Source organism: Acuticoccus sediminis, from assembly GCF_003258595.1.
GTDB classification, from domain to species: Bacteria; Pseudomonadota; Alphaproteobacteria; order Rhizobiales; family Amorphaceae; genus Acuticoccus; species Acuticoccus sediminis.
Window position 1 is genome coordinate 225,712 of the sequence record NZ_QHHQ01000003.1, and the last position, 21,000, is coordinate 246,711.

23 protein-coding genes are annotated in these 21,000 nt (G+C 68.3%); 9 read left to right on the plus strand and 14 right to left on the minus strand.

Translation table 11 applies throughout. The annotated features are described in order from the left end of the window. Positions 1–78: 78 nt before the first annotated feature. Positions 79–870, minus strand: a complete 792-nt coding sequence (locus DLJ53_RS15270; protein ID WP_111346710.1) for a MipA/OmpV family protein — start codon at positions 868–870, stop codon at positions 79–81. Positions 871–1,217: 347 nt separating this feature from the next. On the opposite strand from DLJ53_RS15270, the gene DLJ53_RS15275 reads away from it, so the two are divergent. Continuing rightward, positions 1,218–1,439, plus strand: a complete 222-nt coding sequence (locus DLJ53_RS15275) for a hypothetical protein (protein ID WP_111346712.1) — start codon at positions 1,218–1,220, stop codon at positions 1,437–1,439. A gap of 205 nt (positions 1,440–1,644) precedes the next feature. On the opposite strand, the gene DLJ53_RS15280 is transcribed toward DLJ53_RS15275, so the two are convergent. After that, positions 1,645–1,959: a DUF1476 domain-containing protein gene (locus DLJ53_RS15280; RefSeq protein ID WP_111346713.1), complete on the minus strand. Its 315-nt coding sequence runs from the start codon at positions 1,957–1,959 to the stop codon at positions 1,645–1,647. A 232-nt stretch (positions 1,960–2,191) separates the two neighbouring features. On the opposite strand from DLJ53_RS15280, the gene purC reads away from it, so the two are divergent. The 4 genes from purC (at position 2,192) to purQ (ending at position 4,546) form a co-directional block, all read left to right on the plus strand. Further along, positions 2,192–2,956 carry a phosphoribosylaminoimidazolesuccinocarboxamide synthase gene (gene purC, locus DLJ53_RS15285; protein WP_111346715.1) on the plus strand — a complete coding sequence of 255 codons (765 nt, stop codon included), beginning with the start codon at positions 2,192–2,194 and terminating at the stop codon, positions 2,954–2,956. 85 nt (positions 2,957–3,041) lie between these two features. Next, a complete protein-coding gene (locus tag DLJ53_RS15290; protein WP_111346717.1) occupies positions 3,042–3,461 on the plus strand; it encodes a hypothetical protein in 420 nt (139 codons plus the stop codon). 111 nt (positions 3,462–3,572) lie between these two features. Then, the gene (gene purS, locus DLJ53_RS15295; RefSeq protein ID WP_111346719.1) at positions 3,573–3,815 is read left to right on the plus strand and encodes a phosphoribosylformylglycinamidine synthase subunit PurS; all 243 of its coding nucleotides are present in this window, start codon (positions 3,573–3,575) and stop codon (positions 3,813–3,815) included. Next, positions 3,812–4,546, plus strand: a complete 735-nt coding sequence (gene purQ, locus DLJ53_RS15300; RefSeq protein ID WP_111346720.1) for a phosphoribosylformylglycinamidine synthase subunit PurQ — start codon at positions 3,812–3,814, stop codon at positions 4,544–4,546. The genes purS and purQ overlap by 4 nt, the downstream gene beginning before the upstream one ends. Before the next feature lie 42 nt (positions 4,547–4,588). Here the strand turns inward: purQ and DLJ53_RS15305 are convergent, their stop codons facing one another. Continuing rightward, entirely contained in the window at positions 4,589–5,023 is a 435-nt protein-coding gene (locus tag DLJ53_RS15305) for a hypothetical protein (protein ID WP_111346722.1), read from the minus strand. Positions 5,024–5,184: 161 nt separating this feature from the next. Continuing rightward, positions 5,185–6,771: a gamma-glutamyltransferase family protein gene (locus tag DLJ53_RS15310; RefSeq protein WP_111346723.1), complete on the minus strand. Its 1,587-nt coding sequence runs from the start codon at positions 6,769–6,771 to the stop codon at positions 5,185–5,187. A gap of 206 nt (positions 6,772–6,977) precedes the next feature. On the opposite strand from DLJ53_RS15310, the gene DLJ53_RS15315 reads away from it, so the two are divergent. Both DLJ53_RS15315 and DLJ53_RS15320 read left to right on the plus strand, forming a co-directional pair. After that, complete coding sequence (locus DLJ53_RS15315) at positions 6,978–8,459, plus strand: DEAD/DEAH box helicase (protein ID WP_111346725.1); 1,482 nt, start codon at positions 6,978–6,980, stop codon at positions 8,457–8,459. A gap of 197 nt (positions 8,460–8,656) precedes the next feature. After that, a complete protein-coding gene (locus DLJ53_RS15320; RefSeq protein ID WP_111346726.1) occupies positions 8,657–10,051 on the plus strand; it encodes a hypothetical protein in 1,395 nt (464 codons plus the stop codon). Between the two features lie 105 nt (positions 10,052–10,156). On the opposite strand, the gene DLJ53_RS15325 is transcribed toward DLJ53_RS15320, so the two are convergent. The 9 genes from DLJ53_RS15325 to DLJ53_RS15365 are packed head-to-tail and all read right to left on the minus strand — an operon-like array spanning position 10,157 to position 17,812. Beyond that, positions 10,157–10,543 carry a HesB/IscA family protein gene (locus tag DLJ53_RS15325; protein ID WP_226581811.1) on the minus strand — a complete coding sequence of 129 codons (387 nt, stop codon included), beginning with the start codon at positions 10,541–10,543 and terminating at the stop codon, positions 10,157–10,159. 48 nt (positions 10,544–10,591) lie between these two features. Beyond that, the gene (locus DLJ53_RS15330) at positions 10,592–11,068 is read right to left on the minus strand and encodes an SUF system Fe-S cluster assembly protein (RefSeq protein ID WP_111346730.1); all 477 of its coding nucleotides are present in this window, start codon (positions 11,066–11,068) and stop codon (positions 10,592–10,594) included. A 10-nt stretch (positions 11,069–11,078) separates the two neighbouring features. Then, positions 11,079–12,320 (minus strand): cysteine desulfurase, encoded by a 1,242-nt coding sequence (locus DLJ53_RS15335; RefSeq protein ID WP_111346731.1) that lies wholly within the window; start codon positions 12,318–12,320, stop codon positions 11,079–11,081. Then, a complete protein-coding gene (locus tag DLJ53_RS15340) occupies positions 12,311–13,630 on the minus strand; it encodes a SufB/SufD family protein (RefSeq protein ID WP_146619968.1) in 1,320 nt (439 codons plus the stop codon). Before DLJ53_RS15340 ends, DLJ53_RS15335 begins: the two co-directional genes overlap by 10 nt. A gap of 11 nt (positions 13,631–13,641) precedes the next feature. Further along, a complete protein-coding gene (gene sufC, locus DLJ53_RS15345) occupies positions 13,642–14,397 on the minus strand; it encodes a Fe-S cluster assembly ATPase SufC (RefSeq protein ID WP_111346734.1) in 756 nt (251 codons plus the stop codon). Between the two features lie 2 nt (positions 14,398–14,399). Further along, positions 14,400–14,795, minus strand: a complete 396-nt coding sequence (locus tag DLJ53_RS15350) for an ADP-ribosylation/crystallin J1 (protein WP_202913183.1) — start codon at positions 14,793–14,795, stop codon at positions 14,400–14,402. After that, positions 14,779–15,114, minus strand: a complete 336-nt coding sequence (locus DLJ53_RS15355; RefSeq protein WP_111346737.1) for a heavy metal-binding domain-containing protein — start codon at positions 15,112–15,114, stop codon at positions 14,779–14,781. Before DLJ53_RS15355 ends, DLJ53_RS15350 begins: the two co-directional genes overlap by 17 nt. Further along, positions 15,111–16,631, minus strand: a complete 1,521-nt coding sequence (sufB, locus tag DLJ53_RS15360; protein WP_111346739.1) for a Fe-S cluster assembly protein SufB — start codon at positions 16,629–16,631, stop codon at positions 15,111–15,113. The genes DLJ53_RS15355 and sufB overlap by 4 nt, the downstream gene beginning before the upstream one ends. Before the next feature lie 56 nt (positions 16,632–16,687). After that, entirely contained in the window at positions 16,688–17,812 is a 1,125-nt protein-coding gene (locus tag DLJ53_RS15365) for a cysteine desulfurase family protein (RefSeq protein ID WP_111346741.1), read from the minus strand. Positions 17,813–17,892: 80 nt separating this feature from the next. Here DLJ53_RS15365 and DLJ53_RS15370 point away from each other — a divergent pair, with 80 nt between their 5' ends. Then, on the plus strand, positions 17,893–18,588 hold the full coding sequence (locus tag DLJ53_RS15370; RefSeq protein WP_111347803.1) for an alpha/beta hydrolase: 696 nt from the start codon (positions 17,893–17,895) through the stop codon (positions 18,586–18,588). Between the two features lie 39 nt (positions 18,589–18,627). On the opposite strand, the gene DLJ53_RS15375 is transcribed toward DLJ53_RS15370, so the two are convergent. Beyond that, the gene (locus DLJ53_RS15375; protein WP_111346742.1) at positions 18,628–19,746 is read right to left on the minus strand and encodes an anhydro-N-acetylmuramic acid kinase; all 1,119 of its coding nucleotides are present in this window, start codon (positions 19,744–19,746) and stop codon (positions 18,628–18,630) included. Between DLJ53_RS15375 and tyrS the strand changes: the two genes are divergently transcribed. Beyond that, on the plus strand, positions 19,745–20,980 hold the full coding sequence (tyrS, locus tag DLJ53_RS15380; RefSeq protein WP_111346744.1) for a tyrosine--tRNA ligase: 1,236 nt from the start codon (positions 19,745–19,747) through the stop codon (positions 20,978–20,980). The genes DLJ53_RS15375 and tyrS overlap by 2 nt on opposite strands. The last annotated feature ends 20 nt before the right edge of the window (positions 20,981–21,000 follow it).

Here is a 21,000-nt window from a genome sequence, read left to right on the forward strand (position 1 = left end):
GTCACCCGCAGGCTAAAATGAAAAAGGCCGTGGAGCTGTCCACGGCTTTTTTTTCGTGCGGGACGATGTCCGCGCCGGTCAGTACCCGAGGTCGAGGCTGAAGCGGTAGGTCAGGCCGATGCCGACGCTGATTTCCTGGTCGTTACCGGCCTCGACGATCGGGCTGTCGAGCGCGTCGCCGATGAAGTGGGTGTATTTCACCCGGCCATGCAGGCGCCACTTCTCGGTCAGCTCGTACGTGGCGGTGGCCGCGAGGCTGACGTCCTTGAAGCCGCCGCTCGCGTTGTAGGGCTCGAGCTCCTCGGCGGAGTTCGGGACGGAGAAGTAGTAGTCCATGTACTGCGCGTCGGCGGCCGAGATGCGCGGGCCGACCGCGAGCGTCAGGCGGTCGATCGGGTTCATCAGCACGTCGATGCCCGCCTCGCCGACGAAGCCGTTGTGGCCCGTGATGCCGTAGCGCACGTCAGCGAAGGCGCGCAGGAAGCCGTAGCGGAACGAGGCGCCGCCACCGAATTCGAAGGACAGGTCGGTATCGTCGATCCCGTCGAGGTAGTGCGCGTCGGAGCTCTTGCGCTCGCCGACGAAGTTGAACGAGGGGAAGACCGCGAACGACACGGCTTTCTTGTCCTCGGTGACGACCTCGCCGAACACGGGCAGTCGCAGGTACTGCAGCGCGATCAGCGGCCACCCGGTCGGGCCGTAGCGCTTGGACGAGGGGAAGACCGGCTCGTAGCCGACGCCCGCGCCGATATCGATGACGATGTCGCGGTAGCTGACCGATTCGGGAACCGGCACCGACTCGGGCAACGGGTCGGCCGCCATCGACGGGCCCGAGACCAAGGCTGTGGCAGGAACCGCGACCAATGCCATGACCGCACTTATGAAAGCGCGCACTCTACACCCCTCCGCTAAGCAGCACGGATATCTGAACGCGATTCCCGGAATTAGGAAGCGGCATAAGGGTTTGTTTCCTCGCCGCTTCCCTATTTGCAACCGGGCCGTGACTCTGCGGTCACATATTCGGCGAGGGGCGGGATGGGGTGCAAAGATGCTTCGTCACCGGCGCAACATTCTGTCCCGGCCCGCGGTGCGACAATCCGCACTGAAGCGACACGGCAGCCTCGCTCGTTGTCGGTTGAGCGGACCTTATTCCCAACGGGATGCCGTCCGTCCGTCCGTCCATCCGGACCGTCAGCCGTAACGAGGAAGGACAAGACATGGTGGAATATCGCAACACGCAGGACGTGCGTCAGGGCGAGCGCGGGATGCGCACCTTCGTGGTGCTGATCGTCAGCGCGACGATCGCCGCGCTGATCGCGATCGGGGGCTATTTCTACGTCTTCAGCGAGGACGACCGCGACCTTCAGGGCGCCGTGCCGTCGACGGGCACGATCGAGGCGCCGGCCGAGACGACCCCGCCGGTCCAGCCCGCGCAGTAGTCCGCGCCTCGCGGAGGCGGATCGCGGCGCGCAGTCGCCCGTGATGTGGATTGTCCGGTGAGTTGCAGGGGGCCGGGTGGCTCGCCATTTGGCCCGCGCCTGCCTTTGCGCCGGACGGCACGTGAGTGCGCCGCGCCGGGAGCGGCCCTGCGATGCGAGGGCCGATGTGCCGTGACGGGCGCGAGCCGCGGCGCGCGCCGGGGGCTCAGGACAGCTGTTCGGCCGCCTCGACCAGAAGCTCGCGCATCTTGAGGCGCAGCTCCGCGTCGCTGACCTCGAGGCCGGCTTCGTTGAAGTCACCCCGCACCTTGCGGAAGACGTCCTCGTCGCCCGGCTCGGCGAAGTCGGAGCGAATCACTTCCTTGGCATAGGCGTCCGCGGCCTCGCCGCTCCGCCCGAGCTTTTCGGCCGCCCACTGGCCGAGGAGCTTGTTGCGGCGCGCAAGCGACTTGAAGCGCAGCTCCTCGTCGTGCGCGAAGCGCGCCTCGAATGCCCTTTCACGATCCTCGAACTGAGTCATTTTGGTCTCCTTGCCGCCCCTTTGGCTCTATCGGGTTAACCGCCGGTGTCAACGTCAGTATGGCACTCCTCCATTGAGGCTTTGTCGCGGATGGAGTAGCGTCGGGATGCATCCGCGGTGTCGGCGTGCGCGATGCGACCTGTCCGGGCGCTCGAAATGTTAACGCCTCTTTGCCTAAACCTGACGTTCAGCGTACACGATGAAACCGCCCAACCCTCACCGGTACATCCCTATGAGCCGACGCCGCCGCATCTATGAAGGTAAAGCCAAGATCCTCTACGAGGGTCCGGAGCCTGGCACTCTGATCCAGCACTTCAAGGACGATGCGACCGCCTTCAACGCCAAGAAGCACAGTGTGATCGACGGCAAGGGGGTGCTCAACAACCGCATCTCCGAGCACATCTTCACGAACCTGAACGACATGGGCATCCCGACGCACTTCATCCGTCGGCTGAACATGCGCGAGCAGCTGATTCGCGAAGTGGAGATCATTCCGCTCGAGGTGGTGGTCCGCAACGTCGCGGCAGGCTCCCTCGCCAAGCGCCTCGGCCTCGAGGAGGGGACCCAGCTCCCCCGCTCGATCATCGAGTTCTATTACAAGAACGACGAGCTGAACGATCCGCTCGTCACGGAAGAGCACATAACCGCGTTCGGCTGGGCGACCCCCCAGGAGCTCGATGACATCATGGCGCTCGCCGTGCGCGTCAACGACTTCCTGGCCGGTCTGTTCCTCGGCGTCGGCATCCGCCTGGTCGACTTCAAGATCGAGTGCGGCCGCCTCTGGGAGAACGACATGATGCGCGTCGTCGTGGCCGACGAGATCAGCCCCGATTCGTGCCGTCTGTGGGACCTCAAGACCAACGAGAAGATGGACAAGGACCGCTTCCGGCGTGACCTCGGCGGCCTCCTCGAGGCCTACCAGGAAGTCGCCCAGCGTCTCGGCATCCTGCCCGAGCAGGACCGCCCGCCGGTGACCGGGCCGACGCTGGTCCAGTAACCCTCGTCCATAGCCTCTCGGGGCTCACCGAAGTCAGAAGGCGGCCACGGGCTCCGTGGCTGCTTTTTTTTGCGACACACGATCCATGACCCTGACCAACCGCCTCACGGCTTCACGGCCCCTGCGCGGCCTTCTGGCCCTCGCCGTCGCGCTGCCGCTGACGCTCCCGCCGACCTTCGCCGCGGCACAGAGCCCCCTGCCCTGCTACGAGCGCCGCGTGGGGCTGAAGCGGTTGGACGGCATACCCGTCTTCCTGCTGCGGATTTCCCCGAAACCCGGCAAGGCCTGCATGATGCACCTCGATCTTGCGGGGCGGATCCGGATCGACCGCGTGATCGTGATCGACAAGCCGGAGCACGGGCGTCTCGTGACGGTGCGACCCAACCGGATTGTCTACAAGGCAGGCAAGAATGGAGAGCGTGACGCCTTCGCCCTCGCTTTCGACGGTCAGAACCTGCAAGGACACGTGGTCGCCAACATGGTCTTCATCGTCGAGCCCCGCTGACCGGCCGACGCTGCGGGTTCGGCGCTCGTTTCGCCGCACCATGATTGCCAGCGCGCCGGGCGCGACGTAGGAGAGCGAGGGTCACGCCATCACGCGCCTTGGATCAGCAGTATGAAAGCACGCGTCACCATCACCCTGAAGCCCGGTGTCCTCGACCCGCAAGGCAAGGCCATCGAGGGTGCCCTCACGAGCCTCGGCTTCTCCGGCGTCAACCAGGCGCGACAGGGCAAGGTGATCGACCTCGACCTTGCCGCCACCGACGAGAGCGCCGCGCGCGAGGAGGTCGGCCGCATGTGCGAGGCGCTGCTCGCCAACACCGTGGTCGAGCGCTACGACATCGCGATCCTGTCATGAAATCCGCGGTCATCGTCTTTCCGGGCTCCAACCGTGAGCCGGACGCCGCCCGCGCCATCCGCCTCGCCGGTGGCGACGATCCCGTCATGGTCTGGCACACCGACACGGAACTGCCTCCGGTCGACCTGGTGATGATTCCGGGCGGCTTCGCGCACGGTGACTACCTGCGTGCCGGGGCCATCGCCGCCCGCTCGCCGATCATGCGGGCCGTGGCCGACTATGCCGCGCGCGGCGGCTACGTGCTGGGCGTGTGCAACGGCTTCCAGGTGCTGACCGAGGCGCGGCTCCTTCCCGGCGCGCTGATGCGCAACGCCTGCCTAACGTTCGTGTGCCGGAAGATCCGCCTCAAGGTCGAGAACACCAACGCCTTCACGCGCGACTACGAGCGCGGGGCGGTGGTCACCTACCCGTGCGCGCACCACGACGGCAACTACCGGGCCGACGACGAGACAATCGCCCGGCTCGAGGGCGAGGGTCGCGTGGCGCTGCGCTACGTGGACAATCCCAACGGGTCCGCCAACGACATCGCCGGGATCGTCAACGAGACGGGCAACGTCCTCGGGATGATGCCGCACCCTGAGAACGCGGTGGAGCCGCTCCTCGGCTCGACGGACGGGCTGCCGCTCTTCACAGGCATGGTCGCCTCGGTCGCGAGCGGCGATTCGCCCGAGCTGCCGCGCCGCCCCCTCCTCGACCGGCTGATCCACCGGAACGTCTCGCCGGGCGCGTGAACGGGGGAGTGCGCCGGGTGACGGCGCGCTGCCCGAATGCCGCTAGCGGGCGATGGGAAGGACGTCGAAGTCGGCCGCGCCGGGGCTGAGGATGTCCTCCACGCCCCAGCCGTTCTCCTCGGCGGTGAGCGCGACGACGAAGATCTCCCCGCCGGACTGGCCGATCGGCACCCAGACCTCGCCCTCCCGCCGGACCCGCGCCGCGCCCGAGACGCCGTTCGCCGCGTCGATCGCATCCGCGCGCCAGCCGGAGAAGACGCGCCCGTAGGCGGGATGCGCCCGTCCTTCCGCGGCGAGCTCGGCGAAGAAGTCGGCGTTGTTGGCATCCATCAGCGGCGCCATCGCGGCCAGGTCACGCGCCTTGTAGGCGTCGACGAAACGTGTCGCGACCATCGCCGGATCGGATCGGTCGACGCCCTGTGCGAGTGCCGCGCCGGCGAGGCCGAGCGCGAGGAAAAATCCAAAAAGAATTCGCAAGTTAGTACGCTCCCCAATGTCGCCGACCGGGGTAATGGCATTCCGGCGGCTGAGGAAGCGTCCCGTCGAACACGCTGTCGCACGGGTGAGTGATCCGCCCCCGCGAACGGGCAGCGGTCCCGCGAACGAGGCAGGGCGGATCGCCCTGCCCCGTCGCCGGATCAGATGACGCCCGCGTAGCCGTCCTTGCGGGTGTCGGAGCCCGCGGCGTAGATCTCGCCGTGGCGCATGATCGCCTGCGCGCCGCCGAAGCCGAACGCGACTCCCGGCGCGTCGTTCTGCACGTCGTGACCCATGGCGACGAGCGCGGCCTGCGTCTCGGCCGACAGGTGCCGCTCCAGCGCGACCGTCCGGCCGCCGAGGCAGCGGAAGCGCGGCGCGTCGATCGCCGCCTGCACGGGCTGGTCGAAGCGGATCATGCGCGTGACGAGCTGCGCGTGGCCCTGCGCCTGGATCGGGCCGCCCATCATGCCGAACGCCATCAGCGGGCCGCCGGCCTTGGTGACGAAGCCCGGAATGATCGTATGGAACGGGCGCTTGCTGGGCGCGACGATGTTCGGGCTCGACGGGTCCAGCGAGAAGCCGGCGCCGCGGTTCTGCATCGAGACGCCGTACTTGTTCACGACGCAGCCCGAGCCGAAGCCCATGTAGTTGGACTGGATGAACGACACCATCATGCCGTCGCGGTCGGCCGTCGTCAGCAGGATCGTGCCGCCCGGCTGCGGGATGCCGGTCTTCGGCTCCTGCGCCTTGCTCGGGTCGATCAGCTTCACCCGCTCGTCGAGGTAGGCCGGGTCGAGGAGGTCGGACGGGCTGATCCGCATGTGCTCGAGGTCGGCGACGTGTGCGGCGGTGTCGGCCATCGCCAGCTTCACCGCCTCGATCTCGAGGTGGAGCGCCCGCACGCCGTCCGGATCGTCGCCGAGGTCGAGCCGGTCGAGCAGGCCGAGCGCGATCAGCGCCATGATGCCCTGCCCGTTCGGCGGGATCTCGTGGGTGGACACGCCGTAGGCGCCCATCTCGATCGGGTCGACCCAGTCGGCCTTGTGGGCGGCGAGGTCCTCGACGGTCATCGCTCCGCCCTCGGCCTTCGACTGGCGGGCGATCTCCTCGGCGATGGCGCCCTGGTAGAAGGCGTCGCCGCCGGTGACGGCGATGAGCTCCAGCGCGTCCGCGGCGCCGGGCATCTTGAAGAGCTCACCCGCCTTGGGCGCATGGCCGTTCGGCATGAAGGTCGCGCGCCAGGACGCGCTGTCCTTGAAGCGCTGCACCTGGTTGGCCCACGAGATCGCGGTGATCGGGCCGACGCCGTAGCCTTCGCGGGCGATGCGGATCGCGTCTGTGAGGAGGTCGCCGAAGCTCAGCGCGCCGAACTTGTCGGACAGCGCGCGCCATGCGGAGACGGCGCCCGGCACCGTCGCGGCGCCCCAGCCGTTGACGGGGATCTTGTCGGCGCCGGCGTAGCGTTCCGGCGTCCAGGCGGCCGGGGAGCGGCCGCTCGCGTTGAGGCCGTGCAGCTTGTCGCCGTCCCAGATCAGCGCGAAGGCGTCCGAGCCGAGGCCATTGGAGACCGGTTCGGTGACGGTCAGGACGGCGGCCGTGGCGATCGCGGCGTCCACGGCATTGCCACCGCGTCGCAGCACGGCGAGGCCGGCCTGTACGGCGAGCGGTTCGGACGTCGCAACCGCCGCGTGTCCGAAATTGGTCGAGCGTCCGGTCCGGTAGAGTTCCCGGTCTTCGAAGTTCATTGCGTTCAAGCCTGCACGTTGGGTTCGATGCATCGCAGCCATACCCGTTCAGCTTGTGTGAACGCGAGGGGCCGCTGATGTTGACATGCCATCTTTATAGTTTACTTACCACATGTACGGCGCAGGCCGTTTGACATTGGCGACCACTCCTGCTTAGCGCGGGAGAGCCGCACGAACCAAGAGACAACACAACCATTTCTGACCCGATGTTCAACGAACTCGGTCTGAGCCCGAAGGTGGTTTCCGCCGTCGAGGCTGCCGGGTACACCAAACCGACGCCCATCCAGGCGGCGGCGATTCCGCACGCGCTGGAAAAGAAGGACGTTCTGGGTCTCGCCCAGACCGGAACCGGAAAGACGGCGTCCTTTGTCCTCCCGATGCTCTCGCTCCTCGAGAAGGGGCGGGCCCGGGCGCGCATGCCCCGCACACTGATCCTCGAGCCGACGCGCGAGCTTGCCGCGCAGGTCGAGGAGAGCTTCGAGAAGTACGGGGTCAACCACAAGCTCACCGTCGCGCTGCTCATCGGCGGCGTGTCGTTCGAGGAGCAGAACCGGAAGATCGACCGGGGCGCCGATGTCGTCATCGCGACGCCGGGCCGACTGCTCGACCACCTCGAGCGCGGCAAGCTCCTCCTGCAGCAGGTCGAGATCTTCGTCGTCGACGAGGCCGACCGCATGCTCGACATGGGGTTCATCCCGGACATCGAGCGCATCTGCAAGATCCTTCCGGCCAAGCGCCAGACGCTGTTCTTCTCGGCCACCATGCCGAAGGAGATCGTCAGCCTCGTCGACCGCTTCCTGAAGGATCCGGTGCGCGTCGAGGTCTCGCCGCCCTCCTCCGCGGCCGAGACGGTGACGCAGCGGTTCGTCCGCTCCGGTTCGACGCCGAAGGAGAAGCGCGACACCCTGCGCCGCCTCATCCGCGGCGAGAAGGAACTGTCGAACGGCATCATCTTCTGCAACCGCAAGCGGGACATCGGCACGCTCTTCCGGTCGCTGGAACGCCACGGCTTCTCCGTCGGCGCGCTCCATGGCGACATGGACCAGCGCACCCGCATGATGACGCTGGACTCCTTCAAGCAGGACAAGATCACCCTGCTCGTCGCCTCCGACGTCGCCGCTCGCGGGCTCGATATCCCGAAGGTGAGCCACGTCTTCAATTACGACGTGCCGCACAACGCCGAGGACTATGTCCACCGCATCGGGCGCACGGGTCGTGCCGGCCGCTCCGGCGCCGCCTTCACCATCTCGACGCCCGAGGACAAGAAGCTCGTCGCGGCGATCGAGGCGATGCTGAAGCGCGAAGTGCAGTGGCTGGACGACGACGCCCCTCCGGCTGCGCAGAAGAGCGCCGCGAGGTCGGGTGGCGAGGATCGGTCCCGTCCGCCCCGTGGCCGCAACCGCGGTGACAGGCGCGGCCCGGCCGAGGCGGAGACGGTTGCCGCCCAGGCTCCCGCTCCGAGCCAGCCCCAGCAGGCCCCGGCGCCTGCCCCGGCACGGTCGAAGTCCGACGAGGCGCCCCGCTCCGATCGTGGTTCCCGCCGCCGGGATCGCCGCGAGCCGGACGAGCCCCGCGTCGCATTCCGCGACACCCCGTACGTCCCGGCCTTCCTGCTGCGACCCCTGTCCCCGCGCAAGCCGGCCACCACGACCACGACCCGCAAGTCCACCACCGAGCCGGTCGGTTAATACACCGCCCGATCAAACGGCCGCCCATTCGGCGGCCGTCGGTGCTGGGACGCCTATTATCCCCAGGATATCTGCGAATTTCGCCGCGCGGCCTGCGTCGGGTCTGTGGATATTAGGGTTTCGTTAACCATTATCGTCAATCATTTTGGGGCGGTCGCGAATCGCTCTGCGGCCTCACTGTGAGCATGAGGCAGCCCATGGCACACGATCCCCAGGACAGCGCGCCCCATCGTTCCTCCGACGCGCACGGCGACGAATACGCCTCCCCGCCCTGCGAATCCGATCTCGCCGAGGCGCTCGCCAGCGCCCTGAGCAGCGGCCTGTCCTTCGACGATGACGATGAGCCGTCCGCCGGGCTGCCTGACGACCCGGCCGGCGGCGAGACGATGGCTGACGCGGGCGATTCCGGGCAGAGCCGGAGCGAGGGCACCTCCGCCGCGGTCGGGGACGTCCGCGGCGAGGCGGAGGCGCTGCTGGAGCGTCTCGCCCCGATGAGCCGCACCGCGCGCTTCGCCGAACGCATCCGCGCGGCGAGCGACAGGCCCGAGCCGACCGCAGCGCCCGCCCCGCATCGCGCCGGCACTGCCATGCCCCGCGCCATCCGCCCCACCCGCATGCCGGTCTCCGAGCATGCCGCGACGGCCGGATCTCGCGAGACGGAGCGGAGACCCCAACGAACCCGGTCACTGGCCCTGGAGAATGCGCTTGCGTCCGCCTTCGGCGCCGGCGCCTGGGACGCGCTGGATGAACCGGTGTCTGGCGGCGGGTCCAACGGTGCGTCAGCCGAGCGCTACACGATGAGCGCGACGCCGCGCGCGCCCGTGCACTGCCCCGCCTACATTGCGGGGGAGCTGATGCCACCCGCTTCCCTTGCCGCGACAAGTCCCGGCCCGTCCGATGGCGCGGGCCACGGCGGACCGCAATCGCTGCCGGGCGCTCCCGCCGCCGGCCAGCCGTTTGGAGCGCGGCCCTGCGACAGCGCGGCGCCGCCGGTTGAGCGCGTCCCGGCGCGGCGACAGACCGGAGCGCACGGCTACCCCGCCGCAACGGCAGACTCTGCCGCTGGGGGCCATGCATGGCCGGCCGATCCGGCCGGTCGGGGCGCGGCGGCGTTCCAGTCCGAGCGGCCGCTGCTCCTTCGGGACGCGCGGCGGATCTGGATGAGCGCGCCCGCCAAGCGCATCCCGCACACGATCGCCGTGATGTCGCTGCGATGCCCGACGGGGTTGCCGGAGGCGGCGGCGACCCTCCGGCGCACGAGGCAGGCGCTGATCGAGGCTCTGGACGGGCTCGGGCACATCTACGCCGTCGCGCCGCACGTGGTCGCCGTCGTCTTCCCCGACCGCGCGCTGCACCAGACGGAGCGGATCGCCGAGGCCGTGAGGGCGACCATCGACGGCCAGGGCGGCGGACGTCCCGATACGCCGCTGCTTCTCGCCTGCGGGATCGCGGCGCTTCACCGCGACGACGACCCGACGGCTGCGATCTGCATCGCGGAGCACTGCGCCGCCCTCGCCGAGCAGGCGAACGAATCGAAGGTCGTGAGCGAGATCTCGCCGGAAGCCCGCCATCGCACCCGGCAGGCCTACTGAGGCCCGCCGACGGCCCGGCCCGGCTGGCGCAAACGAAAAAAGGCCGGCCCAAACGGGACCGGCCTTTTCGTCATTTCTGATGCGGATCTCTCCGGCGGGCGCGGGTCAGGCGGTTTCGGCGGCCTTCAGCTCGACCGATTCGCCGCATCCGCAGGCCGAAACCTGATTCGGATTCTCGAAGATGAAGCCGGAACGGAACTTCGTGGTCTCGTAGTCCATCCGGCAGCCGAGAAGGAACAGGACGGCGGTCTTGTCGACGAAGACGCGGGCGCCGTCCGCCTCGATCACCTCGTCCTTCGGGTCCGCTTCGGCAACGGCGTCCATGGTGTATTCCATGCCCGCGCAGCCGCCTTTCTTGATTCCCACGCGCAGACCCGCAATCGGCGGATCGGCACGGCCCATGATATCGCGCACCCGTTCGGCGGCGGTATCGGACAGGCTCATGATGGCAGGACGAGACATGGTCGGCTCCTCTACCTGACGGCTCTTCATACCCAATCTAGGGACACTGCCCTTGCGGCGCCACAGCCCGGGCGAAGATTAGAACATATCGAGAGCGACGCGCGCCTCGTCGGACATGCGGGACGGGTCCCAGGGCGGATCGAACACCATGTTGACCGTCACCTGGCCGACGCCCTCGACGGTGCCGACCGCGTTTTCCACCCACCCCGGCATCTCGCCCGCGACGGGGCAGCCCGGCGCGGTGAGCGTCATGTCGACGCGGATGGAGCGGTCGTCCTCGATGTCGACCCGGTAGATCAGGCCGAGTTCGTAGATGTCGACCGGGATTTCCGGGTCGTAGACGGTCTTGAGCGCCGAGATGATGTCCTGGGTGATCCGGTCGAGCTCTTCCTCGGGAATCGCGGACGTGCCCGGCTCGAGGACTTCGGTCTCGGGAACGCCGCCGCCGACGGCTTCGGCGTCGCGTGCAAGCCTCTCCTCGGAGAGCGCGCGGCTCCCCTCGGCGGTCGCATCGGGCGTCGTGGCGTCGGCGAACCCGGCTTTGGTGCTGTCCATCGTCACCCCCTTACACGAAGAATCTATGGGCCTTCTCGATGGCCTCGGCAAGTCGATCGACCTCGGCTCGCGTGTTGTAGAGGCCAAACGAGGCGCGGCAGGATGCATTGATGCCGAGCGCTTCCATCAACGGTTCGGTGCAATGCTGTCCGGCGCGGACCGCAACACCTTCGCGATCCAGAATGGTCGAGACGTCGTGCGGATGCGCACCCTCAAGGTTAAACGCGAATACGCCGCCACGGTTCGGCGCGTCCCCGTACAGCGAGAGCGCGTTCACCCCGCGCAGCCGCTCCCGGGCGTAGGCCGTGAGGCTCGCCTCGTGCGCGGTGATCGCGTCCCAGCCGATCGACTCGACGTACTCGATCGCCGCGCCCAGGCCGATCGCCTGCACGATCGGCGGCGTCCCCGCCTCGAAGCGGTTCGGCAGGCCGGCGTAGGTGATCGCCTCGCGCGAGACCGATTCGATCATCTCGCCGCCGCCGAGGAACGGCGGCATGCCCTCCAGCATCTCGCGGCGGCCATAGAGCACGCCGATGCCGGTCGGGCCGTACAGCTTGTGGCCGGTGAAGGCGAAGAAGTCGCAGCCGATGGCCTGCACGTCGACCGGGCCGTGCACGGTGCTCTGCGAGCCGTCGACGAGCGTCGCGATGCCCCGCTCGCGGGCGATCCGGCAGATCTCGGCCACCGGGTTCACTGTGCCGAGGACGTTCGACATGTGGACGACGGCGACCATCCTGGTGCGCTCTGAGAGCGCGGCCTCGAACTCGTCCATGTCGAGCGAGCCGTCCTCGCGCAGGCCCACCCAGCGGATCACGGCGCCCTGGCGCTCGCGCAGGAAGTGCCACGGGACGACGTTGGAGTGGTGCTCCATCACGGTGATGACGATCTCGTCGCCTTCGCCGATGTGCGTGCGGCCGTAGCTGCCGGCGACGAGGTTGATCGCCTCGGTCGAGGAGCGGGTGAAGATCACCTCCTCCGTCGACGGTGCGTTGATGAAGCGGCGCACGATCTCGCGCGCCCCCTCGTAGGCCTCGGTGGAGCGGTTCGCCAGCGTGTGCAGGCCGCGGTGGACGTTGGCGTAGTCCTCCGAATAGGCCTGCATGATCCGGTTGAGGACCGGCGTCGGCTTCTGGGCCGACGCCGCGCTGTCGAGGTAGACCAGCGGCTTGCCGTGGATGGTCTGCGACAGGATCGGGAAGTCGGCGCGGATCCGCTCGATGTCCAGGGTGTCGGCCGTCGCGGTTATGTCCACGCCTTGCCTCCGATGACCGACAGCGCCTCGCGGATGCGGGTCTCGAGCGCCTCCTTCAAGGTCTCGTTCTCCACCCGGTCGAGCGCCTCCAGGATGAACGCCTCGGTCAGCATCCGCCGGGCGGTCGCCTCGGGAATGCCGCGGGCACGCAGGTAGAAGACCGGCTCGTCGTCGATGTCGCCGGAGGTGGCGCCGTGGCCGCAGACCACGTCGTCGGCGAAAATCTCCAGCTCCGGCTTGTTCACCACCTCGCCGGTGTCGTCGAGGAAGAGCGCGTTCGACATCATCTTCGAATCGGTCTTCTGGGCGTCCGGGTCGACGATGATGCGGCCCTGGACGATCGACGTGCCGCCCTCGCCGACGGCCGACTTGAAGACTTCCGACGAGCGCGAGCCGACCGCGTCGTGGCGGACCACGAGCGTGTTGTCGGCGTGGCGCTTGCCGACGGCGACGGTCGCGGCGCGGAAGTTCGCCTCCGCGTCGTGGCCGACGACGTGCCCGAACACCTGGTTGCGGGCGAGCCCCTTGCCGGTCGTGACGGTGAGATGGTCGAGCCTGGCGCGCTCGGGCACCTCGACATGGTACGACGAGAGCTCGACCGCCTGCTCGGAGAGCCCGTCGACGAGGCGGACCCAGTCGACGTGAGCGCCCTCGCCGAGGATGACCTCGGTCAGCGCGTTCTCGACCGTCCCCGCCTGCCCGATCATGCGCTCCACGACGGAGACGCGCCCGTCCGGCACGACCGTCATCGCGACGCGGCCCATGACGAGGTTGTCGCCGGTGGCGACGTTGACGAGCTCCAGCGGACCGCCGGCCTCGCCGCTGACGGCGATCACCGCACCGCCCTCGAAGAGGCCGGCGTTGGCGAGGGTCAGCGGATCATCGCTGCCCGCGACCAGCGAGCCGACGCCGGTGAGGTCCGCGGCCGGGTCCAGGATCGACGTGACAGTGACGTTCGCGGGGGCCGAGGAGAGCTCGGGCACATAGCGTCCGTTGGCGATGACGATCCGCGAGGCGCCCTCGACCAGCACCGGCGCAGCGTCGAGCACGGCCTTGACCGCGGCGACGTCCGCCGGACCGGGGACCGGCGGCAGGTTGCGCAGCCGCGCCCGCAGGTCGGTGTACTTGTAGGCCTCGACGCGGCGGTGCGGCAGGCCGGCGGCGGCGAAGCGCGTGAACGCGTCCTCGCGCGCCTTGGCGAGCGGGGCGCCGGCGTCGGACCGCTTGGTCTCGAACAGGGCCGACAGCGCCGCCTCGGCCTCGGTCGGGGTGGCCGTCTTCGGAGCGGCCGGATTTGCGTTGGCCGTCATGGACGCCTCCTTCACGCGGCTTCGAGGAACTCGGCGTAGCCCTTGGCTTCGAGTTCCTTGGCAAGCTCCGGGCCACCCGAGCGCACGATGCGCCCGCCAGCCAGAACATGCACGTGGTCGGGCTCGATGTAGTCGAGCAGGCGCTGGTAGTGCGTGATGACGAGGAACGAGCGCTCCGGCGAGCGCAGCGCGTTGACGCCTTCGGAGACGATGCGCAGCGCGTCGATGTCGAGGCCCGAATCGGTCTCGTCGAGGACGCAGAACTTCGGCTCCAGGAGGGCCATCTGCATGATCTCGTTGCGCTTCTTCTCACCGCCCGAGAAGCCGACGTTGATCGGCCGGCGCAGCATGTCCTGCTGGATGCCGAGCTTGTCGGCCGCGCCCTTCACCGCCTTCATGAACTCCGGCGTCGACAGCGCCTTCTCGCCGCGTGCCTCGCGCTGCGCGTTCATGGCGGTCTTGAGGAACGTCATGGTGGCGACGCCCGGGACTTCGACGGGGTACTGGAAGGCGAGGAAGATGCCCGCTGCGGCGCGCTCCTCCGGCTCCATCTCGAGGAGGTCCTGTTCCATGAACTGGACGCTGCCTTCGGTGACCTCGTAGCCGTCCTTGCCGGCGATGATATGGCCCAGCGTCGACTTGCCGGCCCCGTTCGGACCCATGATGGCGTGCACCTCGCCGGGCCAGATCTCGAGGTCGAGCCCCTTCAGGATCTCGCGGCCTTCCTCGTCGTCGACCTTGGCGTGGAGGTTTTCGATTGCGAGCATGTCTATCGTTCGTCCTGTTCGATTGCGGGCTCGGCGTCGTCGTAGCGCGCCGTCACCTCGATCGTCCCAATGATGTTTCGGTTGAACTCGTCCAGTTCTTCCGCCGGGATCCAGTACTCCTCGTGCCAGGAGGCCCCGACGATGTGTGTCTCGTAGCGCGCGATATAGTCCGAACCGACCGAGAAGCGGGTCACGAAGCCGACGCGATCCTCGTTGAGGCGCGCATTCCACTCCTGCGCAATCTTCTCGGCGTAGCGCGCGTTGGTGACGGGATAGAAGATCGGCTGTTCCGGCAGGCGCGGCGGAAAAGCCCGCCACCCCGCCGCCTCGATCAGCGCGAGCTCCCTGGACCCGACCGGCCGGTAGAGGACCACAGTGCTGCTATCGCTCGTCGCCATCGCCCAGCTTCCCGAGTTCGACGGCCGTTCCCTGGACCGTCTCCATCACCATACCCTGGCCCAGATCGTACCGAACGTTCATCCCGACGATGGCGTTGGCACTGGCCGACTTCGCGCCGGCGGTCAGCGTCGAGATCACGTCGTCGCGCGCGGTCTGGATCTTGTTGTCGTACAGAGTTGCCCGGCCGCCGAAGAGGTTCGCGGACATCGCGTCGAAATCGCGTACGACATTCAGGCCAAGAACCGTTTCCTGGATGACGTACCCGACATTGCGCGTGACACGATAGCCTTCGACATGCGCAAGGCCCGACAGGATCACCCCACGGAGCCTTCAAGGCTGACGCCGATGAGTTTCTGCGCTTCGACCGCGAACTCCATCGGGAGCTGCTGGATGACGTCGCGCACGAAGCCGTTGACGATGAGCGCCACGGCCTCCTCCTCGCCGATCCCGCGGGCGCGGCAGTAGAAGAGCTGGTCGTCCGAGATCTTCGAGGTGGTCGCCTCGTGCTCGAACTGCGCCTTGCCGTTCTTCGACTCCACGTACGGGATCGTCACCGCGGCGCACTTGTCGCCGATCAGCAGCGAGTCGCACTGGGTGAAGTTGCGCGCGCCCGTCGCCTTGCGGTGCGCCTGCACGAGGCCCCGGTAGGCGTTCATCGAGTGCCCGGCGGCGATGCCCTTGGAGATGATGCGGCTCGACGTGTTCTTGCCGAGGTGGATCATCTTCGTGCCGGAATCGATCTGCTGGTAGCCGTTCGATATGGCGATGGAGTAGAACTCGCCGCGGCTGTCGTCCCCGCGCAGGATGCAGCTCGGGTACTTCCAGGTGATGGCCGATCCGGTCTCCACCTGCGTCCACGAGATCTTCGAACGCGCGCCGCGGCAGTCGCCCCGCTTCGTGACGAAGTTGTAGATGCCGCCCTTGCCCTGGGAGTCGCCCGGGTACCAGTTCTGGACGGTGGAGTACTTGATCTCCGCGTCGTCGAGCGCGATCAGCTCGACCACGGCCGCGTGAAGCTGGTTCTCGTCCCGCTGCGGCGCCGTGCAGCCTTCCAGGTAGGAGACGTAGGCGCCCTTGTCGGCGATGATCAGCGTGCGCTCGAACTGGCCCGTGTTCATCTCGTTGATGCGGAAATAGGTCGACAGCTCCATCGGGCAGCGCACGCCCGGCGGCACGTAGACGAACGAGCCGTCCGTGAACACGGCCGAGTTGAGCGTGGCGTAGAAGTTGTCGCTCTGCGGCACGACGGTGCCGAGGTACTTCTGGACGAGCTCGGGGTGCTCGCGCACCGCCTCGGAGATCGAGCAGAAGATGACGCCCGCCTTGGCGAGCTCCTTCTTGAAGGTCGTCACCACCGAGACGGAATCGAACACCGCGTCCACGGCGACATTGCCGCCGTAGGGGTTCGCCGGTCCGCCCTCGTCGAGTTGGGACGGCTCGTCCTGCTTGCGCACGCCGGCCAGGATCTCCTGCTCTTTCAGCGGGATACCCAGCTTCTCGTACGTCTTCAGAAGCTCCGGGTCGACCTCGTCGAGCGACTTGGGACCGTCGGTGAGCTTGGGCGCGGCGTAGTAGTAGATGTCGTTGAAGTCGATCTTCGGGTAGTGCACGGCGGCCCAGGTCGGCTCTTCCATGGTCAGCCACCGGCGATACGCCTCGAGCCGCCACTCCAGCATCCACTCCGGCTCGTTCTTCTTGGCCGAAATGAACGCGATCACCTCTTCCGACAGGCCTTTCGGGGCCTTCTCGGACTCGATGTCGGTGACGAAACCGTACTTGTACTTATCGACGTCGATCGCGGCGACGCGATCGATCGTCTCCTGAACTGCTGGCATCGGACCCTCCGCACGGGTTCAAAGCCCGTAGGTTGGACATTTTCTAAGAACTAAGGTCATCTTGTCATTGGCACAATGACCTCGCCCAGCGCCACCAAAAAACGCTCGAACGCGCGTTCGGCCCCCAAAGGACCCACGCTGGCACGGATCGCGCACTGCGCCACGGCGTCCGAAACGCCCATGGCGATCAGCACATGACTGACCGAGACCTTGCCCGAGGAGCAGGCCGAGCCCGAGGACACGGCGATGCCGGCAAGGTCCAGCCCGATCAGCGCCAACTCGGCCGGCGCACCGAGAGCGAACAGACTGGTGTTGGGAAGACGCGGCGCCGCTCGCCCAAAGATGGTCGCTTTTGGGAATTTTTCTAGAAGCGAAGCCTCGAAGGCATTTCGCGCGACCTCGGTGTCGCGCCAGGCGAGCGGGTCGGCCGCCGGTCCCTCGAGCGCCGCCGCAAACCCGGCGATGGCCGGGACGTTCTCCGTGCCGCCGCGCGCGCCGCGCTCCTGGCCGCCGCCGCGGATCAGCGGCGGGACCGTCACCCCGGCGCGGCGGATCAGCGCTCCCACCCCCGGCGGCGCGCCGATCTTGTGTCCCGAGACGGTGACGAGGTCGGCCGGCATCGCCGCTTCCGGGACCCGGCCGAAGGCCTGCACGGCGTCGGTGTGCGTCACGGCGCCACGCTCGCGCGCCAGCGTGAAGAGCGCCGGGTCGGTGAGGATGCCGGTCTCGTTGTTGGCCGCCATCAGCGAGACCAGCGCCGGGCGCGGGTCTGCATTGAGCGCGGCGTCCAGCCTCTCCGGCCGCACCCGCCCGTCGCTGTCCACAGGCAGGACCGTCACGTCGTGGGGATGAAAGCCCGCCCCTGCCAGCACCGCGGGGTGCTCGGTCGCCGCAGTAATCAGTCGCTCCACCGGCGCCGTACCGTCGCGCGTGACCCCCGGGCGCAGGGCCATCACGTTGGCCTCCGTGCCGCCCGACGTGAACGTCACGCCCTCGTGCGAGACGCCGAAACGCTGGCCGATCGCGCGGCGCGTGGTCTCGACGATGCCCCGGCTCGCCCGCCCCTCGGCATGCACCGAGGACGCGTTTCCGCCCGCCAGAAGGGCCGCGATCGCGGCCTCGCGGGCCGCCGGGCACGTCGGCGCGCTCGCATTCCAGTCGAGATACAGACGTTCGACCACCGGGAGGTCATCCTATTCGCTTGATTCACGAAGCCTGATTGATAGATAACCCGGCCTCACCCTAAACAACCGGGACCGTGATGCCTGAAGTCATCTTTACCGGACCCGCCGGCCGCCTCGAGGGGCGCTTGCAGGCCTCACCGAATCGCCGCGCTCCGCTCGCGATTGTTCTCCATCCCCATCCGCACTTCGGGGGGACGATGAACAATCAGATCATCTACAACCTCTTTTACATGTTCAAGGAGCGGAATTTCACCGTCCTGCGGTTCAATTTCCGTGGCGTCGGCCGCTCCCAGGGCGAATTCGACCACGGCGCCGGCGAGCTCGCCGACGCTGCCTCCGCGCTCGACTGGCTGCAGGCGGTCCACCCCGAAGCGCAGGGCTGCTGGATCGCCGGCTTCTCCTTCGGCGCCTGGATCGGCATGCAGCTCCTGATGCGCCGTCCGGAGGTCGAGGGGTTCATGTCGATCGCTCCGCCCGCCAACCTGCACGACTTCTCGTTCCTGGCGCCCTGCCCGTCCTCGGGCCTCATCATCCACGGCGATCGCGACCGTGTGGCGATCCCGAAGGACACCCAGACGCTGGTCGACAAGCTGAAACTGCAGAAGGGCATCAAGATCACCCACACGGTCATCCCCGGCGCGAACCACTTCTTCGACGGCCAGGTGGATGAGCTGATCGGCCACTGCTCGGACTATCTCGACATGCGCCTCGGCCGGACCCCGTCGCCGGAGCCCACCGAAGCGCTGCCCGCGCCGGTCTCCAGCAGCGAGTGACGAACGCGGCGGAGCGGACCCCTTGCGGGCCCGCTTCGCTCACGCGGCGGGCCGCTCCAGCCGCCCGCCGCTGATCGGCGCGCCGACCCCGGTGGTGGACGGGTAGGTGATCGGCAGCCCGCGCAGCGTGCGCGCCGCCAGGAAGGCGAACGCCTCCGCCTCCATCGCATCGGTCGAGAACCCGGCCGCGTCCGCGTTCAGCACCGGCACGCCCAGCGCCTCCTCGATGAAGCGCATCATGGTGCGGTTGTGCACCCCGCCCCCCGACGCCACCACGCTCACCGGCTTGCGCGGCAGCAGCGCGACGCCCGCCGCCAGCGCCTCGGCCGAGAAGCGCGTCAGCGTCGCGATGCGGTCCTCGTGCGCGAGGGAGCCGACGGGCGCCGGGTCGAAGGCGTCCCGGTCCAGCGACTTGGGCGGCGGGGCGGCGAAGTACGGGTGGTCGAGGAGCGCCTCCAGCGCCGCCGCGTCGACCCGTCCGCGCGCGGCGGTTTCCCCGCCGGCGTCGTACGACGCGCCCACCGCCGCCATCGCGTCGTCGATCAGCGCGCTCGCGGGGCCGGTGTCGAAGGCAATGAGGTGCTCGTCGTCGACATAGGTGACGTTGGCGACGCCGCCGAGGTTGATGAAGAGCGCCGGCTCGGCAAGGCCCGCCCGCCGTGCGAGGGCACGGTGGTAGACCGGCACCAGCGGCGCCCCCTGCCCGGCCGCCGCCACGTCGGCGCTGCGGAAGTCGAACACCACGGGAATGCCGAGCCGCTCGGCCATCGCCTTGCCGTCGCCGAGCTGCATCGTCATGCCCCGGTCGGGCGCGTGGGCGACGGTCTGGCCGTGCCAGCCGATGAGGTCCACCGGACCGACCTCGACCAGGAAGGTCGCGATCGCCGCGGTGTGCGCGGCGGTGATCGCCTCCTCCGCGGCGGCCAGCGCCGGGGTGCGGAAGTCGCCCGTCGGCGCGGCCATCGCGTCCGGCATGGCGGCCCGGATCAGGGCGCGGTCGGCGGATGTGTAGGGCACCGTCGCGGACGGGCCGCGCGCGAAGACGCTGACGCCGTCGGTCTCAAGAAGGGCGACATCGACGCCGTCCATCGACGTTCCCGAAATCACCCCAACCACACGCTTGCCATCTGCGGCATTCGGTGTAACGGGATCGCCCATGGCACGCTCCGATTTCCTTCATACGCTCCACTCGCGCGGCTTCATCCACCAGATCACGGATGAGACCGGGCTCGACACCCTCTGCGACGACGGCATGGTCACCGGGTATATCGGATTCGACCTGACGGCGTCGTCCCTGCATGTCGGCCATCTGGTGCAGATCATGATGCTGCACTGGCTGCAGCAGACCGGCGGCCGCCCGATCGCCCTCATGGGGGGCGGCACTTCCAAGATCGGCGATCCCTCCGGGCGCGACACGACCCGCCAGCTCATGACGGCCGAGACGATCGCCGCCAACAAGGAATCGATCTTCAGGGTGTTCAACCGCTTCATGGACTTCTCCGGGAACGCGATCGCGGCGGACAACGCCGAGTGGCTCGACGGGCTGGAATACGTGCCGTTCCTGCGCGACGTCGGGCGCCACTTCTCGGTCAACCGCATGCTGAGCATGGACTCGGTCCGCCTGCGTCTCGACCGCGAGCAGCCGCTCACCTTCCTGGAGTTCAACTACATGGTCCTCCAGGCCTACGACTTCGTGGAGCTGAACCGCCGCTACGGGTGCGTGCTGCAGATGGGCGGCTCGGACCAGTGGGGCAACATCGTCTCGGGCATCGACCTCGGCCGGCGCATCGTCGGCGCGGACCTCTACGGAGTGACCGCGCCGCTGATCACCAAGTCCGACGGGACCAAGATGGGCAAGACCGCCGGCGGCGCCGTGTGGCTCAACGCCGACATGCTGAGCCCGTACGATTACTGGCAGTTCTGGCGCAACACCGGCGACGCGGACGTGGAGCGCTTCCTGAAGCTCTTCACGACGCTGCCGCTCGGCGAGATCGCCCGGCTGGCGGCGCTCCAGGGCTCGGAGATCAACGACGCCAAGAAGACACTTGCCAACGAGGCGACGGCGATGGTCCACGGGCGCGAGGCGGCCGAGGCCGCCGCCGAGACCGCGGCGACCACCTTCGAGGCCGGCGGCATCGCCGAGGGCCTGCCGACCATCGACGTGCCGCGGGCCGAGCTCGCCGAGGGCGTCGGCGTGCTGGCCGCCTTCGTGCGCGCGGGCCTCGCCGGCTCCAATTCGGAGGCGCGCCGCGCGATCCAGGGCGGCGGCGCCCGCGTCAACGACGACAAGCTGACCGACGACAAGCGCGTGCTGGGTGAGGCCGATGTCGCCGGGGGCGTGATCAAGCTGTCCCTCGGTAGGAAGAAGCACGCGCTCCTGCGCCCGGTCTGATCCGGGCATTGCCGGCCGGC